This is a genomic window from Rhodoferax potami, from assembly GCF_032193765.1.
Lineage (GTDB): Bacteria > Pseudomonadota > Gammaproteobacteria > Burkholderiales > Burkholderiaceae_C > Allorhodoferax > Allorhodoferax potami.
The window spans coordinates 3,604,405-3,620,497 of sequence record NZ_JAVBIJ010000001.1 but is presented as its reverse complement, the minus strand read 5'-3'; the positions used below and the strand labels follow the sequence as shown (position 1 = coordinate 3,620,497).

Annotated in this window: 15 protein-coding genes; 4 read left to right on the top strand and 11 right to left on the bottom strand. The window is 61.9% G+C overall.

Annotation, left to right across the window (positions count from 1 at the left end; genetic code table 11):
- The first annotated feature begins 31 nt into the window (after positions 1-31).
- Together exaC and RAE21_RS17455 are read left to right on the top strand one after the other, a co-directional pair.
- Positions 32-1,555, top strand: coding sequence for an acetaldehyde dehydrogenase ExaC (gene exaC / locus RAE21_RS17460; protein ID WP_313882452.1), 1,524 nt, complete (start codon positions 32-34; stop codon positions 1,553-1,555).
- Positions 1,556-1,736: 181 nt separating this feature from the next.
- Positions 1,737-2,111: a DUF779 domain-containing protein gene (locus RAE21_RS17455; protein WP_313882451.1), complete on the top strand. Its 375-nt coding sequence runs from the start codon at positions 1,737-1,739 to the stop codon at positions 2,109-2,111.
- 65 nt (positions 2,112-2,176) lie between these two features.
- Here the strand turns inward: RAE21_RS17455 and RAE21_RS17450 are convergent, their stop codons facing one another.
- The 6 genes from RAE21_RS17450 to tsaB form a co-directional block, all read right to left on the bottom strand.
- The gene (locus RAE21_RS17450; protein WP_313882450.1) at positions 2,177-3,679 is read right to left on the bottom strand and encodes a DUF1501 domain-containing protein; all 1,503 of its coding nucleotides are present in this window, start codon (positions 3,677-3,679) and stop codon (positions 2,177-2,179) included.
- Positions 3,680-3,690: 11 nt separating this feature from the next.
- The gene (locus RAE21_RS17445; protein WP_313882449.1) at positions 3,691-5,502 is read right to left on the bottom strand and encodes a DUF1800 domain-containing protein; all 1,812 of its coding nucleotides are present in this window, start codon (positions 5,500-5,502) and stop codon (positions 3,691-3,693) included.
- A gap of 115 nt (positions 5,503-5,617) precedes the next feature.
- Entirely contained in the window at positions 5,618-6,460 is an 843-nt protein-coding gene (gene pyrF, locus RAE21_RS17440) for an orotidine-5'-phosphate decarboxylase (RefSeq protein ID WP_313882448.1), read from the bottom strand.
- Positions 6,461-6,471: 11 nt separating this feature from the next.
- Complete coding sequence (locus RAE21_RS17435; RefSeq protein WP_313882447.1) at positions 6,472-7,290, bottom strand: uracil-DNA glycosylase; 819 nt, start codon at positions 7,288-7,290, stop codon at positions 6,472-6,474.
- 5 nt (positions 7,291-7,295) lie between these two features.
- On the bottom strand, positions 7,296-7,787 hold the full coding sequence (gene rimI, locus RAE21_RS17430; protein WP_428984043.1) for a ribosomal protein S18-alanine N-acetyltransferase: 492 nt from the start codon (positions 7,785-7,787) through the stop codon (positions 7,296-7,298).
- Positions 7,784-8,530 (bottom strand): tRNA (adenosine(37)-N6)-threonylcarbamoyltransferase complex dimerization subunit type 1 TsaB, encoded by a 747-nt coding sequence (gene tsaB, locus RAE21_RS17425; RefSeq protein WP_313882446.1) that lies wholly within the window; start codon positions 8,528-8,530, stop codon positions 7,784-7,786. The genes rimI and tsaB overlap by 4 nt, the downstream gene beginning before the upstream one ends.
- Before the next feature lie 41 nt (positions 8,531-8,571).
- Between tsaB and dacB the strand changes: the two genes are divergently transcribed.
- Positions 8,572-10,050, top strand: coding sequence for a D-alanyl-D-alanine carboxypeptidase/D-alanyl-D-alanine endopeptidase (dacB, locus tag RAE21_RS17420; RefSeq protein ID WP_313882445.1), 1,479 nt, complete (start codon positions 8,572-8,574; stop codon positions 10,048-10,050).
- Positions 10,051-10,071: 21 nt separating this feature from the next.
- On the opposite strand, the gene RAE21_RS17415 is transcribed toward dacB, so the two are convergent.
- The 3 genes from RAE21_RS17415 to purE are packed head-to-tail and all read right to left on the bottom strand — an operon-like array spanning position 10,072 to position 12,877.
- Positions 10,072-11,133 carry an L-threonylcarbamoyladenylate synthase gene (locus tag RAE21_RS17415; protein ID WP_313882444.1) on the bottom strand — a complete coding sequence of 354 codons (1,062 nt, stop codon included), beginning with the start codon at positions 11,131-11,133 and terminating at the stop codon, positions 10,072-10,074.
- 26 nt (positions 11,134-11,159) lie between these two features.
- Positions 11,160-12,365 carry a 5-(carboxyamino)imidazole ribonucleotide synthase gene (locus RAE21_RS17410; protein WP_313882443.1) on the bottom strand — a complete coding sequence of 402 codons (1,206 nt, stop codon included), beginning with the start codon at positions 12,363-12,365 and terminating at the stop codon, positions 11,160-11,162.
- An 8-nt stretch (positions 12,366-12,373) separates the two neighbouring features.
- Positions 12,374-12,877, bottom strand: coding sequence for a 5-(carboxyamino)imidazole ribonucleotide mutase (gene purE, locus RAE21_RS17405; protein ID WP_313874842.1), 504 nt, complete (start codon positions 12,875-12,877; stop codon positions 12,374-12,376).
- Positions 12,878-12,914: 37 nt separating this feature from the next.
- Here purE and trxA point away from each other — a divergent pair, with 37 nt between their 5' ends.
- Positions 12,915-13,871 carry a thioredoxin gene (trxA, locus tag RAE21_RS17400; RefSeq protein WP_313882442.1) on the top strand — a complete coding sequence of 319 codons (957 nt, stop codon included), beginning with the start codon at positions 12,915-12,917 and terminating at the stop codon, positions 13,869-13,871.
- 107 nt (positions 13,872-13,978) lie between these two features.
- On the opposite strand, the gene RAE21_RS17395 is transcribed toward trxA, so the two are convergent.
- Together RAE21_RS17395 and fba are read right to left on the bottom strand one after the other, a co-directional pair.
- Positions 13,979-14,884, bottom strand: coding sequence for a phosphoribosylaminoimidazolesuccinocarboxamide synthase (locus RAE21_RS17395; RefSeq protein ID WP_313874834.1), 906 nt, complete (start codon positions 14,882-14,884; stop codon positions 13,979-13,981).
- 93 nt (positions 14,885-14,977) lie between these two features.
- The gene (gene fba, locus RAE21_RS17390) at positions 14,978-16,060 is read right to left on the bottom strand and encodes a class II fructose-bisphosphate aldolase (protein WP_313882441.1); all 1,083 of its coding nucleotides are present in this window, start codon (positions 16,058-16,060) and stop codon (positions 14,978-14,980) included.
- Positions 16,061-16,093 lie beyond the last annotated feature (33 nt).

The window sequence follows — 16,093 nt, the reverse complement described above, 5'->3', positions numbered from 1 at the left end:
AAATCAAACCAAGCACAAGAGGACGACAACCATGGCTATTTACGCAGCACCCGGCGCAGCAGGCGCCAAGATCTCGTACAAATCCCAGTACAACAACTTCATCGGCGGCAAGTTTGTGCCACCGGTCAAGGGCCAGTACTTTGACGTCATCACCCCGGTCAGCGGCAAGGTTTACACCCAAGCTGCGCGCTCCACCGCAGAAGATATTGAACTGGCACTCGACGCTGCCCACGCCGCCAGCGACGCTTGGGGCAAGACCGATGCGGCCACCCGCAGCAACATCTTGCTCAAGATTGCTGACCGCATCGAGCAAAACCTGGAGCTGCTGGCCTATGCCGAAACCGTGGACAACGGCAAAGCCATCCGCGAAACCCTGAATGCCGACATTCCGCTCACCGTGGACCACTTCCGCTACTTTGCAGGCTGCGTGCGTGCACAAGAAGGCGCCTTGTCCAACATCGACGAGAACACCGTGGCATATCACATCCAGGAACCCCTGGGCGTGGTCGGCCAGATCATTCCTTGGAACTTCCCGATCTTGATGGCAGCCTGGAAGCTGGCGCCTGCCTTGGGCGCCGGCAACTGCGTGGTCCTCAAGCCCGCAGAGAGCACCCCCATCTCCATCCTGATCCTGGCCGAGCTGATTGCAGACTTGCTGCCGCCCGGTGTGCTCAACATCGTGAACGGTTACGGTCGTGAAGCCGGTATGCCTTTGGCGACTTCCAAGCGCATCGCCAAGATCGCGTTCACCGGCTCCACCACCACCGGCCGCGTGATTGCCCAAGCTGCTGCCAACAACCTGATCCCTGCCACGCTGGAACTGGGCGGCAAGAGCCCCAATGTGTTCTTTGCGGACATCATGGACAAGGACGACGCCTTCCTGGACAAAGCCATTGAAGGCCTGGTGCTGTTTGCCTTCAACCAAGGCGAGGTTTGCACCTGCCCAAGCCGCGCACTGATCCAAGAAAGCATTTACGACAAGTTCATGGAGCGTGTATTGAAGCGCGTGGCCGCCATCAAGCACGCCAACCCCCTGGACACCGACAGCATGATGGGCGCGCAAGCCTCCAAAGAGCAGCTGACCAAAATCCTGAGCTACTTGGACCTGGGCAAGCAAGAGGGTGCTGAAGTACTCATCGGCGGCGGCCAAGCCCACCTCGGTGGCGACTTGGAAGGCGGCTATTACGTGCAGCCCACCCTGTTCAAGGGCCACAACAAGATGCGCATCTTCCAGGAAGAAATCTTCGGCCCCGTGCTGGCCGTGACCACCTTCAAGGACGAAGCCGAAGCCTTGGCGATTGCCAACAACACGCTCTACGGCCTGGGCGCCGGTGTGTGGAGCCGCAACGGCAATGTGGCCTACCGCATGGGCCGCGCTATCAAAGCGGGCCGCGTGTGGACCAACTGCTACCACGCCTACCCCGCACATGCTGCATTCGGTGGCTACAAGGAATCAGGCATCGGCCGCGAAACCCACAAAATGATGCTGGACCACTACCAGCAGACCAAGAACTTGTTGGTGTCGTACTCTGAAAACAAGTTGGGCTTCTTTTAAAGCGAATCACGTCAACTGACACCCAACGCGATAACCCGACGGGGCGGCCACCGATTTCTGGTACTCCAGCATGAGGTGGACGCCCCGTTGGGTTATTGCGTTGCGAGAGCCAACAAAAGCCGTTTGGCTGTGAGCATCTAGAACGTAGATTCAAGTGATATTGCGAACAGGAGACAAAACCATGGTCGACAAAGTAGTAGCCACCCCCGCTGCCCTGGAGCTGGTGGCCTTCCTCAAAACCAAGCATGGCCCCGATTTGATGTTCCACCAAAGTGGCGGTTGCTGCGACAACAGCGCAGCCAACTGCTACCTGCCCGGCGAAATCACCATGGGTGCGGGCGATGTGTATTTGGGCGACATTGGCGGCAGCCCCTTCTACATCGGCATCGGGCAATACGAGTACTGGAAACACACCCAGCTCATCATCGACGTGATCGAAGGCCACGGCGGCACGTTCTCACTCGAAGGGCCAGAGGGGAAAGCGTTTCACACGCGTTCCCGGGTGTTCACGGATGCTGAACTCGCCGAGCTGGGCATTGAGAAGCCTCAGCTCTAAATAATGCATAAAATCAGGCTGTAGCGCACGTAAAACATGCGCCTACAGCTCCTGATTTCATAGCATCACGTCATAAAACCCAGATCCCACGGGTAGTCTGCCCGGCCGGCGGGCGCCCCGAAGTTGTTGATATTGCCCAGCACTTGGGGCATTTCGGTGTTGGTCACGCCGAACCATTTGGCCAGCGTGGCGGCGTACTGATCGACCGAGGTGCGGGGGAGCAAGCGGCCCTGACCAACATGCCATTGTTCAGCTGCGGTGTAGACCCTGGGCCAGCCGGTGCCATCGGTCACATTGATGGGCGGGGCTTCACCGAAATAGCGCTGGCCATCCACTGCACCGCCCACGACAAAGTGGTGGCTACCCCACCCGTGGTCGGAGCCATCGCCATTGGACGACAGGGTGCGGCCAAAGTCAGACGCAGTGAACGAGGTGACCTGGTTTTCCACGCCCATTTCCACCGTCGCGTTGTAAAACGCGGTCATGGCATCGCTGACCCGGCCTAGCAAAGTGCCATGGTCCCGGATCAGGTTGTCGTGCAAATCGAATCCGCCGATCGACACAAAAAACACCTGCCGACGCACGCCCAAGGCGGCCCGCCCTTTGATCAAGCGCGCCACCATCTTGAGCTGGTTGCCCAGTGAATCATTCGGGAACACGGTGGAGGGCTCTGCCTCTGACAAGGCGGTGGTTACCGCAGACTCGGCATCCAAAGCGCGCTTGGTGACGGCGTTGTATTCGTTCTCCAGTTTGTGCACGCGGTTTTCCCGCATCAGACTGGTAATCGCAGCTGCGACGGAAGGGTTTCCATAAACCCAGGTGTTAGTCGCTGGCTTGATTTTGATCGCTCCAGCGGTGCTGACCTGGTACTGGAGCGCTGTATCGCCGGACAAGAACACCGCGTTCCCCGAAACCGAAATCCCGGTGAACACCGATTTGCTGTTCAAACTGTTCTCAAGCGTCAGATCGCCCAGGTTACCGCCCCAGCCGACCGTCGACCCCTCGGGGGAAGACGATTGCCAAATACTTTGCTGGTCGTTATGCGAAAACAACTGTGGAGGTCGCGGAAAGCTGACCCGGTCGTTGCTGTCGTACTGGGCGCGCGTCAGCGGCTTCACCAGCGGCCCGACGTTGAGCTGCACTGCCATCTTGCCGGTATTGAAAAGGCCGGCAAGCCCGGTCATGGTGGGATTCAGGGCAAACTGCCGCCCGGTTTGGCCTTGGCTATCCACCGGGGCAGCAATCGGGTTCAACAGGGTTGACGTCAAGCTCGATTTGGCAAGCGCGATGCCACCGGCCGTCTGGCCACTGCCGCCGCCACGAATCGCGCTGTAAAGGTTGTAATTGGCGTCGTCGTAAGGGATCAAGGTGTTGGCGTAGTCATTGCCGCCATACAAAAACACGCACACCAGGGCCTTGTAATCCCCTGAAGGGGCATTGAACGCTGCGGCTTCACCCAAGGCGGCCAGGTTCATTGCAAATGGCAGGGCGGTACCGGTCAGGGCGAGTTGGCCCGAGCGGCGCAAAAACGCACGGCGCTGCATATCAGGAAGGGTTGAGCTTGTCATCGGTTTGCGCCTTATTTTTGAACCAGATATTCCACACTCGCCATCACCATGAGAACCGCCGCGCACACCCGGTTGCGCTTTATCGCGGCACTGCTGCTGGCTGTCACGTTCACACCAGACAGAGCGGTGACAATGGTACTCACCGTGCTAGCGGACAACTGCCCTGCAGCCATCAGCAGGTTCAGGCGTTGCACCAACGCTGTTGGGTCGAGCACCAGCGTCAGCTCGGTGGTGTACGCGGCCTTGATGTCGCCGGAGTTAAAACCCGTGTCGATCACATTCATCATGAGGTTCAGGTAGCCTCCGACGCTGCTCTCGTTCACGATCTGGAATTCGGGGGCCACTTTCCCAGCACTCAAGCCAGTCGCCGGTGGCGCCACTGTAGACGGCGGCACATAGCCGGGACGGAAAAAATTAAACACCGACGGAGACCGCAAGGGGCTTTGGCCCAAGGAATCAGCCGCGTTGCTCGTATTCCAAATCTTCCAGGTGCCCGCGGCGGAGGTCACGTTGAAGGTGCGTAACCACTGCACCAAGCGCAACATGGGCTCACGCAGCTTGCCGAACTCCGGGGCAGTCAACCCGGTGGCGTTGCGTGCCTCGTCGTCATTCAAGATGGCGGCAAACACATAGGCCATGTCGCCCCGCACACCCGCCCCGTTATTGGCAAAAACGGCCGCCACACGGGCCACGTAGGCCGGAGTGGGGTTGCTCGTAACCAAGCGCTGGATCAACTGTTTGCAAATGAATGGGGCCGTATTTTGGTGGTTGAACAAGGTTTTCAGCGCGGCCCTTAAGGCATCTGCTCCCAGCGTGTTCTCCGATATGGTGCTTCCCAAGAATTCGACTTTCAATTTCGAATGCTTGGATTCCGTGAGCGTCATCGGCAAGCGGACATAACTGGTGTTAGGAATGGTACGGGTGCCGCCACCGGTTTGGGGGATCACGGTATCTACGTTCTGGCTGCGATCGAAGTCATAGCCGGTGAATACACGGGCCAAGTTGGCAACATCGCTGGGGGTGTAGGTTTCTTGCGGTTTGCCGTTGCCGTCCAACTGCTGAGTGCCATCCGGGTTCAGCTTGTAGAGCCCGATGGTGAATAGCTGCATGACCTCGCGGGCGTAATTCTCATCGGGCAGGCGCCCAGTGCTGGCGTTTTCTTTCAGGTTGCCTTTGGTATTGAGGTAGACCCCCATCGCAGCATTCAGGGTCACGGCCTCCAGCAGGTCCCTGAAGTTGCCGAACGCGTGCTGCACCAAAATGTCCCAGTACCGTGCGATCGCATGGCTGCGCCAGCTGATATCCAAGCCAGTGAGGGACACCACCAATATCTCTGAAAGTGCCAAGGCGGCGCGCTTGCGCATGGGATCTGAAGCGGTCGCCAATTGGCTCCAGATCATGTGGTCGCCGGGAGACTCAGAGTCGTAAAAGTTGCCGGGGTTCAAGGCATTGCCGTAACCCTGCGAGTCGAGCCAGTCCCATCCACTGATGCCTGACGGTTTGGCGATCTCGGCCTTCATCCAACCGGCGTAGCCCAAGCTGCGCACCGAGGCAATCTCGGCGCTGCTCGCAGACAAACCCGCCTGCAAGAGAAACCGGGCCGCCTGCGCATCATTGACAGGCGCGGCAGAGCTGGTCAAGGCCACGCTCCTGCCTGTGTCTACCGGTGTGTAAGTCGTCGTCGTGGCGGCAGTACTACCACCCTCTCCTCCGCCGCAAGCGGCAAGCGCAGCTGCTGAGAGCCCCACCATGGAGATGCCGGCACTCCGCTGAGGTGCACTGGCGCGCGGCTGCTGTGTAATAGGAGATGTATCTGTTTCCATACCGTCTTTCATTGGCGGATTGACTTGCGCACCCTTGCTAACAAGCCCTTCAATGAAGATTACGGTGTGGTACCCCTATTCCATCAGCTGCGTTACAAACACTTACCGACGGTGACTAAGCAGCCGCCGCCTGCTGCAAGGTTGCGCGGGTCCGGATTGCTTCTGCCCGGGCAGCAGACGCAAAGTCCATACCCGCAGACGCATACAAAATCGCACGGGAAGAGTTCACCGCGATCGGCGCGGTCGTCTCGCCGTTCACCGACTTCCAACCGGCCTTGACGGTGGCGACCGCATCGCCGCCCTGAGCGCCGACCCCGGGAATCAGCAGGGGAACCGTGGGCGCCAATGCCCGCACCCGCTCGATCTCCGCTGGATAGGTCGCTCCGACCACCAGCCCTAACTGGCCGTTGAGGTTCCATGGCCCTTGTGCGAGGGCTGCAATGTGTTCATACAGCCGTGGCTGCCCGGGCACATCCAGCAAGCGCTGCGGCTGGAAATCGTCGCCCCCGGGGTTGGAGGTGCGGCACAACAGGAACGCGCCTTTGCCGCGGTACTTCAAATACGGAGCGACCGAGTCAAAACCCATGAAGGGCGAAAGGGTGACCGCATCGGCGCCGTAGCGCTCAAACGCCTCTTTGGCGTACTGTTCTGCGGTGCTGCCGATGTCGCCGCGCTTGGCATCCAGAATGACCGGCACGCCCGGCGCGGTACGGCGCATGTGCTCCATCAGCTTTTCGAGTTGGGCCTCGGCTCCATGGGCGGCAAAGTAGGCAATCTGCGGCTTGAACGAGTTCACCAGATCCGCCGTGGCGTCGACGATGGCCGCGCAAAAGTCGTAAATCTTGCTGGCGTCTCCGCGCCAATGGGTCGGAAATTTGGCCGGCTCCGGGTCCAGCCCCACGCACAACAACGAGCCGTTTTCGCGCTCGGCAGTGCGCAATTGTTCAATAAATGTCATGGGGACCTATTTTAAGAAGGGGTGACGCTGTCCATGGCCAGGCACAAGTCGGCCCAGGCTTTGGCTTTGTCCGCGCTATTGCGCAGCAACAGCTTGGGGTGGTAACTCACCACCACCGGAATGCCGCGGTAGCGGTACACCATGCCGCGCAGCTTGCCCAAGGGTTGGGTGGCCAGCGCGCCATGCTCGGACAACAGCGTCTGAATAGCGAAGCGGCCTACCGCAAAAATCACTTTCGGCCGGACCAGCTCCACCTCGCGCTGCAGGAACTGCGCGCACTCCGCCAGGTCGGCAGGCGCGGGGTTGCGGCCATGCGGCGGGCGGCACTTCACCACATTGGTGGCATAGGCGCCTTGCGGCCCGCTGCCGGTGCGGCTTGCTCCCACGGCTTGCAGCATGTTGTCGAGCAGTTGCCCGGGTGCACCGGTGAAGGCTTGGGCGGCGGCGTCTTCCTCCTCTTCCGGCGGATCCCCCACCACCATCCAATCGGCCTGGGTTTGGGCGGCTGGTTGCAGGGTGCCGAATTTGCGGCCCGCGCACAAGCCGCAGGCGGTGCAGGCCGCGGCAGTGTCTGCCAAGCCATTCCAGTCCAGCGTGGCCAAGTCCGAAGGTTGCACCGGCAACGCCTCCGGGGCGGCTGCAGGGGCCTTGGGCACTACCGGTGCGGGCTGCGGCGCACGGAGCACCGGGCTGGCCACCGCCGCACGGGTGGGCGCTACGGGTGCCGGGTCGTTATCTGCCTGGACTGCGAAGGCGGTGCCTGGCAACCAGACGCGAACGCCCATTTCCAGCAGCATGGCGCGTTGGCGCTCGTCGAGTTGCAATGTCATGGTGTTCAGTGCTCCAGTGCCAGGCTCATGACAATGGCGTCTTCGCGCTGCCCGCGGTCTGCGGGGTAATAGGCTTTGCGCATGCCCACGCGGCGAAAGCCATGCGCCTCGTAGACCTGGATGGCGCGTGCGTTATGCACCCGCACCTCCAGCCAGAGCCACTGTGCGCCTTGCCCGCGGGCCCAGACGCCCAAGGCATCGAGCATGACGCGGGCCCAGCCCTGGCCTTGGTATTCGGGGGCGACCGTGATGTTGAGCAAGTGCACTTCGTCCACCCCTTTCATGGCCACAAAGTAACCCAACAACTCGCCGCGGCCAGTGATCATCTGGGCCTGGTAGCCACTGTGCAGGGCATCAATAAAGTTGGCACGACTCCAGGGGTGGGCGTAGGTGCGTTGCTCCACCTGAAGCACCCGGTCCAGCGAATCCGCGAGCATGGGCTCGAACGTGGCTTCGTGGACTACGTCTGCTGCGGGCACCGCGCGATAGGGGCTCATGGCACAGCGGCCGCAAGGGCAGCGGCTTTTTCAGCCTCCCGCTCGGCAGTGGTTTTGGCGACTTTGTCGCGGATGTAGCTGGGCATGGCCAAAGCAGCATCCACGGCCAGACCCTGGGCGAGCAAGGCAGGTGCCACACGCAACATGGCGGCAGCCAAAGGCAAGGCCGGCACGACCTGAGCAGCCTGCAGCGATGCAGGAGACAGGCGATCGGCATATACCGTAAATACATTGCCCGCGACGACATGGGGCGCGTCGTCCGCGGGGCTGGCAGCCCAGTCCTCGGGCCGCAGTAGGGCACTGGCGCTCAAGGTCTGCCACTGGCCGTTTTCAAAACGATAACGGGCGGCATACATCTCGTCCATGCGGGCATCCAACAGGGCGGTCACTTGCAGCACCGGCACGTCCGGCAGGGCACGAAACCGCGCGTCTTCGGCAACAACCAACAGCGAGTCCACCGGCAACACCGGCACCCCTGCCCCGAAGGCCAAGCCCTGCACCACCGAGCAAGCGGTGCGCAAACCGGTAAACGAGCCCGGGCCGCTGCCAAAGCAAATGGCGTCCAGGTCTGCCAAGCGCACCCCAGCGTCTGCCAGCATCTGCAATACGGCCGCAATCAAATCGGTCGATGCCTTGGCCCCCCCGGCGCTCTGATGCTCGACGACACGCGAGCCATGGGGCCCGTCGGTGCGCAGGGCGATCGAGAGAAATTCGGTTCCGGTATCTAGGGCCAACAGGTTCATGCCCCAATTATCCCTGCTGGGGCGGGCCGGATAATGCCCCCATGTTGTTCTCCCGCTCACTTTCCCGCTCCGCCTGTGCCGCCCTCGCCGTGTGGGCCCTGCACGCCGCCGTCTCGGCCCAAGCCCTGCCCCCCGAAGTCGATGCAGCGCTGGCCCGCGCCAAAGTACCGCGCGATGCAGTGTCTTTCCTCGTGACCGATGCCCAAGGCGGCGCAACACCGCGTTTGGCCCACCGCAGCACCAGCCCCATGAACCCGGCGTCCACCATGAAACTGGTGACCACCATTGCCGCCCTCGACCTGCTGGGGCCCGCTTACACCTGGACCACGCCGGTGTACCTCGATGGAACGGTACAAAACGGCGTGCTCAATGGCAGCCTCTACCTCAAGGGCCAGGGCGACCCCAAGCTGGTGATGGAGCGACTGTGGCTGCTGATGCGCCGGGTGCAGGGCATGGGCATCAAGACCATTGCCGGCGACATCGTGCTCGACCGCAGCGCACTCGACGTGCCCGAGCCCGACCCGGCCAAGTTCGATGGTGAGCCCCTGCGCCCCTACAACGTGGCCCCCGATGCGATGCTGCTCAACTTCAAGTCGGTGGTGATGACATTCACCCCGGACCGCAGCGCCAACCTCGCCTATGTGCAGTACGACCCACCCCTGGCCGGAGTGAGCCTGCCCGCCACCGTAGCGCTCAACACCACCGCCGCCGAATGCGGGGACTACCGCGGCGCTCTCAAGGCCGATTTTTCAGACCCCTTGCGCGTCCGCTTTGGCGGCAACTACCCCGCGGCGTGCGGTGAAAAAGTCTGGCCTGTCGCCTACGCCGACCCTAAAGCCTATGCCGTACGCACCGTGCAAGGCCTGTGGGAGAGCATGGGGGGCCGGGTGCTGGGCAGCGTGCGCACTGGCAGCGTGCCAGCAGCCCTGTTGGCCGGCAAACCGGCACTGATGACCCAGTCCGCGTCGCTGGCGGAGGTGATTCGCGACATCAACAAATACAGCAACAACGTGATGGCCCAGCAGGTGTTTTTGACGCTGGGCCGCGTGGCAGGCACCGCCCAAGGGTTGCCGGTCGACACAGTGGCGGACGTCAACCTGCCACCGGGCAGCTTTGCCGCCAGCCGCACGCTGGTGCAACGCTGGTGGAAAGACCGGATCGGCACCGACGACGCCCCAGTGCTGGACAACGGCTCCGGCCTCTCCCGCCAGGAGCGCATCAGCGCGCAAGCCATGGGCCGGCTGTTGCAAGCCACGTTCACCGCCCCCTTTATGCCGGAGTTGATGTCATCCCTACCGATCACGGGGGTCGATGGCACGCTCAAGCGCATCAAGACCCGCACCAGCGGCACCGCTCACCTGAAAACCGGCACCCTCAACGGCGTGGTCACCTTGGCGGGCTATGTGCATGCGGTGAGTGGCAAGCGCTATGTGCTGGTTGCCTTTATCAACCACCCCAACGCCAATGAGGCCCGCCCTGCGCTGGACGCCTTGGTGGACTGGGCCGGGCGGGATCAGTAAAACGCAGGGTGGCGGGCGGCTTCAGGCCGCTGCGCGGGTCAGGCGGTCGCGCACGCCATCCCACTCGGGGGTGTCGGGCGGAGTTTCAACCCAGATCAGCTTCACGCCGAGCGCATCCATCTCCCGCAGCTTGGAGAACAGCTCGTGCGCCGCCGGCTGGGCATGCACCGGCATGCGGTGGGGGGACACCAACGGCGAACGCACCTGCAGCGGGCTGCGGTGGTACAGCGCAATCGTGGGGCGCGGGTCCGCAGGTTTTGCGCTGCTCAGCAAATCAAGGGCCGCTTGCAGGGCCTGGGCGTCCATCAGACGCACGGTGGCGCTGGGCGCATAGTGAGACTCCAGAGTCCCGGAGGCCCGGGGCGCCTGCTGCGTCTGCGCCTCCAGCTCTTCTTTTGATAGCAATTTACGCCCGCACGCGTCTTCGACCTGCTGGGCAGTGATGGACCCCGGGCGCAAGAGCACCGGCGCACCCCGGGTGCAGTCGATGATGGTGGACTCAATGCCCACCTCGCAGGGGCCGCCATCGAGGATCAACAAGTCGTCCCCAAATTCGCTGTGCACATGGGCCGCGGTGGTAGGGCTGACCCGGCCGAATTTGTTGGCGCTAGGGGCCGCAATCCCCCAGACCACGCGCCCGCCATCGGAGGGCTTGCGCAGCAAAGACAGCACCGCTTGGGCCACCGGGTGTGACGGGCAGCGCAGTCCGATGCTGTTTTGCCCGCCGGCAGCCGCTGCGCCTACGCCGTCCTTGCGCGGCAGGATCAGGGTCAGTGGACCGGGCCAAAAGGCCGACATCAGCTGCTGGGCAAACGCCGGCACCCGGGCGCAATAGTGCGCCACACCGCCCATGCCGCCATCAAAGGCCGCCACATGCACGATCAGGGGGTGGTCCGCCGGACGCCCCTTGGCGGCGAATATCTGCCCCACGGCCGCCGGGTCGGAGGCGTCAGCCCCCAAGCCGTACACCGTCTCGGTAGGCAAGCCCATCAGGCCTCCAGCGCGCACGGCATCTGCGGCAGCAGCTATGGAATCAGGAGCAAGCTCAATACCGTCAGCGAAATGGTAGGCAGAAACAATCATGCAGGTTGCGCTCGGGTAAGGACCGGTCAAAAAGCGGCAATGCCGAGAATGCGGGCCGCTTCCAGCGCGGTGGCGCGCACCTGCTCGATGGTGGCGCCGGTGATATTGAGGTGCCCCATCTTGCGGCCCTTTTTGGCGTCGAGCTTGCCATACAGGTGCAGGTGGGTGCCGGGCAAGGCCAGCACGGCAGACCAATCGGGCACACCGCCATTACGACCATCCTCAGGCCACACATCGCCCAGCAGGTTGAGCATGATGGACGGGCTGTGCTGGCGCGGTTGCACCAGCGGCAAGCCAGCCAGCGTGCGCACCTGCAGGTGGAACTGCGAGACATCGCAGGCGTCCATGCTGTAGTGGCCGCTGTTGTGCGGACGCGGCGCCATTTCGTTGACCACCAAGCCGCCCAGGCCAGCAGCGGCAGGGTTCGACTCATCGAGCACAAAGAACTCCACACACAGCACACCGACGTAGCCCACACCCTGCGCTATCGATTTCGCAGCAGCAACCGCACGCTCCGCGAGGGCTGGAGGCACATTTCCTTCATAAACCTCAGTGACCGCCAGAATACCGTCGCGGTGCAGGTTGCGCTGCACTGGCAGGTTCACGCAAGTGCCATCGGCACCGCGCGCCACGATGACGCTGCACTCCCACTGAAGGGGCAACATCTTCTCCAGCACACAGGGCACTTGCCCCAAGTCGGTCCATGCGGCAGCCAACTCGACGGGGGTTTTGACCCGCACCTGGCCTTTGCCGTCGTAGCCCATGCGGGCGGTCTTCAGAATACCGGGCAGCAGATTGGCATCAATGACGGCCAATTGCTCAGCCGTCTCGATCACTGCGTAAGGGGCGCAAGGCACGCCGCATTGCACAAAGTGCGCCTTTTCCGCCGTGCGGTCTTGCGCGATGGCAACCGCAGCCCCGCTGGGCGCCACCGGGCGGCTTCGCGCCAGTTGGTTCAGCGCCTCGGCCGGCACATTCTCAAACTCGGTGGTGATGGCGGCAGACACCGCAGCCAATCGGGCCAAGCCCTCAGGGTCGGTGTACGCAGTTTGCACATGGTGGTGGCTGATGCGACCGGCAGGGCTGGTCGTATCCGGGTCCAGCACGGCGGTGAAAAAACCCATCTGCTGCGCAGCATGCGCAAACATGCGACCTAGCTGGCCACCACCCATCACGCCCAAGGTGGTCTCTTTGCTGCCGCCTAACGCGGCAGCGGCCGGTGCGGTGTCCATCGCGGCCATTAGGTCGCGCTACCGGTCACCGGCAGGGTCATGTTGCGGGCGGTTTGCGTCTGGTCGATGCGGAACGCATCCAGCTCCATACGCAGGTCAGGGTTTTCGTTGGCCAGCAGCGCTACTGCAAACAGGGCAGCGTTGGCAGCACCGGCGCTGCCGATGGCAAAGGTCGCGACCGGAATGCCCTTGGGCATTTGCACAATGCTGTGCAAAGAGTCGACCCCGGAGAGCGCTTTGCTCTGCACCGGCACACCCAGCACCGGCACCGTGGTTTTGGCCGCCAGCATGCCCGGCAGATGGGCCGCACCGCCCGCTCCGGCGATGATGGCCTTCAGGCCCCGGCCCGCAGCGGCCTCGGCGTAGCGGAACATGTCGTCAGGCATGCGATGGGCGGAAATGACGCGCGCCTCAAAGCCGATACCAAACTGTTGGAGAATCTGGACTGCGTGTTGCATGGTGTCCCAATCCGAGTTGGAACCCATGACGACGCCGATTTGAATTGTTTTCATAGTTGAATTTTACTTTTTCACCCCGAGCTAACTTCCCATGATCGACGTCACCCTAGAAAACTTCGAAACCGAAGTCATCGCCGCCTCCCACCAGGTGCCCGTTCTGGTCGATTTTTGGGCGCCTTGGTGCGGCCCTTGCAAGACGCTGGGACCGCTGCTCGAGAAGGTAGAAGCCGACTACGGCGGCCGCTTCAAGCTGGTGAAAATCGACTCCGACCAGGAGCAACAGCTCGCCCAGGCTTTCGGCATCCGCAGCATTCCGACCTGCGTGCTGATGATCAACGGCAAGCCGGCAGATGGCTTCATGGGCGCGGTGCCTGAGAGCAAGCTCAAAGAGTTTCTGGACAAGCACGTGCCCACCGAAGAAGTGCTGGAAGCCGAAGCCGATGTGGAAGACGCCCAGTCTCTGGCAGAAGCAGGTGACCCCCGTGCCGCTTTACAAAAGCTGCACGAAGCCCTGACCCTGAACCCCGGCAACGATGACGCTCGCTACGACTACGTCAAGCTGCTGATCGAGAGCGACATGATCGAAGACGCCGAGGCCGCCTTGGCCCCGACCTTGGCCTACATCCCCAAGCAGCAGCGCTTTGAGGCACTGGCGCAGTTTCTGGATGCCATCAAGTTCGTACTGACCGACGACAAAGGCCTGTGGACCCCGTCCCAGTTTGACGAAGTGATCGCCACCAACAAGCGCGACTTCGACACCCGCTTAGCCAAAGCCCGTGTGCTCATGGTGGGTGGTGACTGGACCGGCTCGATGGACGAGCTGCTGGAAATCATCATGCGCGACAAGGCCTGGAACAACGAAGTACCGCGCAAGACCTTTGTGGCTATTCTGGAACTACTGACCCCGCCCAAACCCAAAGTCGACCCGGCAGCTGCCGGCAAGGCCACAGGCGGTATCGAGGTGCTGGGCAAAGTGGTCACGGAACAAGACCCGCAAGCGCAGCTGGTCGCCAGCTACCGCCGCAAGCTCAGCATGGCGCTGAACTGAGCGAAGGCACCTTCCGCCCAATAAAAAAGGCCCCTCGGGGCCTTTTTTGTTTCACGCCGTCGCTGCTGGGGCCACAGGCGAAGTGCCTGTGGCCTTGCCTCAACACATCAAGCGGTCAAGCGCTGCAGGGCTTCGCGGTACTTGTCAGCGGTCTTCTCGATCACCTCCCGGGGCACGCGGGGTGCGGGGGGCGTTTTGTCCCACGGCTTGCCGTCCACCAGCGCTTGCTCCAACCAGTCGCGTACAAACTGCTTGTCGTAACTCGGGGGGTTGGTGCCAACCTGGTAACTCTCCACAGGCCAGTAGCGGGATGAATCGGGGGTCAAGACCTCGTCCATCAGCGTCAAGGTGCCATCTTTGTCCAGGCCGAATTCGAACTTGGTGTCCGCGATGATGATGCCCTTGGTGAGCGCAAACTCGGCTGCCACTTTGTAAATCTGGATACTGATGTCGCGAATCTGTGTCGCCAGATCGAGACCGATCATCTCGACAGTTTTCTCGAACGTGATGTTCTCATCATGGTCACCGACCGCGGCCTTCGCGGCAGGGGTGTAAATCGGCTCCGGCAGCTTGCTGGCATTTTGCAAACCAGCCGGCAAAGGCACGCCGCAGACTGCGCTGTTCTGCTGGTACTCTTTCCAACCGCTGCCCGCCAGATAGCCGCGCACGACGGCTTCGACCGGTAGGGGCTTGAGGCGCTTCACCAACATCGAGCGCCCGGTCACTTGGGCCACCTCTGCAGCAGTCACCACGCTCTCGGGGGCGTCACCCGTCAAATGGTTGGGGCACACATCGGCGCCATTTTTACCCAGCTTCTCGAACCAGAACAGCGCCATCTGCGTCAGCAGCGCGCCTTTGCCCGGAATCGGCTCACCCATGATCACGTCAAACGCGCTCAAACGGTCGCTGGCCACCATCAGGATACGGTCGTCGCCCACCGCATAGTTGTCGCGCACCTTGCCGCGGGCAAGCAATGGAAGGGACAGGGCGGAGGTGTGCAAAGCTGAAGTCATGGCGTCCAACAAATTAAAAAGGCTTCGCCCCGGAATGGAAGGCGAAGCCTTGGATTATCGCAAGTTCGCGCCGGCGTGCGGCGAGTGAGCGGCTCAGGCGGTGACCGCGCTGTCCTGCACCACTTGAGACAACTCGCCACGCGCGTACTGGCCAGCCACCACTTGCAGGCTGTGGCCCTTGATGCTGGCCGCACGACCTTCGCAACCGAACTCGATGTAACGCTGTTTGCACAACTGTTTGGCAGCTTCACGGGCGGGCTTGAGCCACTCGCGGGCATCGAACTTTTCAGGGTTCTCAAACATGAACTTGCGCACAGCAGCGGTCATGGCCATGCGAATATCGGTGTCGATATTGACTTTGCGCACACCGAATTGAATGGCGCGCTGCACTTCTTCGACTGGCACGCCCCAGGTCTGGGCCATCTTGCCGCCGTATTGGTTGATGGCGGCCAGCAACTCTTGCGGTACTGCGCTGGAGCCGTGCATCACCAAATGGGTGTTGGGAATACGGGCGTGAATTTCTTTGATGCGCTCAATCGCCAAGATATCGCCCGTGGGCTGGCGGGTGAACTTGTATGCGCCGTGGCTGGTACCGATGGCAATGGCCAAAGCGTCCAGCTGGGTACGTTTGACAAACTCAGCGGCTTCTTCAGGGTCTGTCAGGAGCTGCTCACGGGTCATGACAGCGTCCGTGCCGTGGCCGTCTTCCTTGTCACCCTTCATGGTCTCCAGGGAGCCGAGGCAGCCCAACTCGCCTTCCACGGTCACACCCAACTTGTGGGCCATGTCCACCACCTTGCGGGTGACTTCGACGTTGTATTCAAAGCTGGCGATGGTTTTGCCGTCGGCTTCCAAAGAGCCGTCCATCATCACCGAGCTGAAGCCCAGGTCGATCGCGCCCTGGCATACCGCGGGGCTTTGGCCATGGTCTTGGTGCATCACCACCGGAATGGTGGGGTAGCTCTCAACAGCCGCCTGGATCAGGTGCTTGAGAAAGTGTTCGCCGGCATATTTGCGGGCGCCGGCGCTAGCCTGCATGATCACGGGGGCACCGGTTTCCTTGGCGGCCTCCATGATGGCCTGGACTTGCTCCAGGTTGTTGACGTTAAACGCTGGAATCGCATAGTTATGCGTTGCCGCGTGGTCCAGAAGCTCGCGCATCGAAACGAGTGCCATTTTTCTATCCCCAGGAAGTTAAAAATCCGTCAA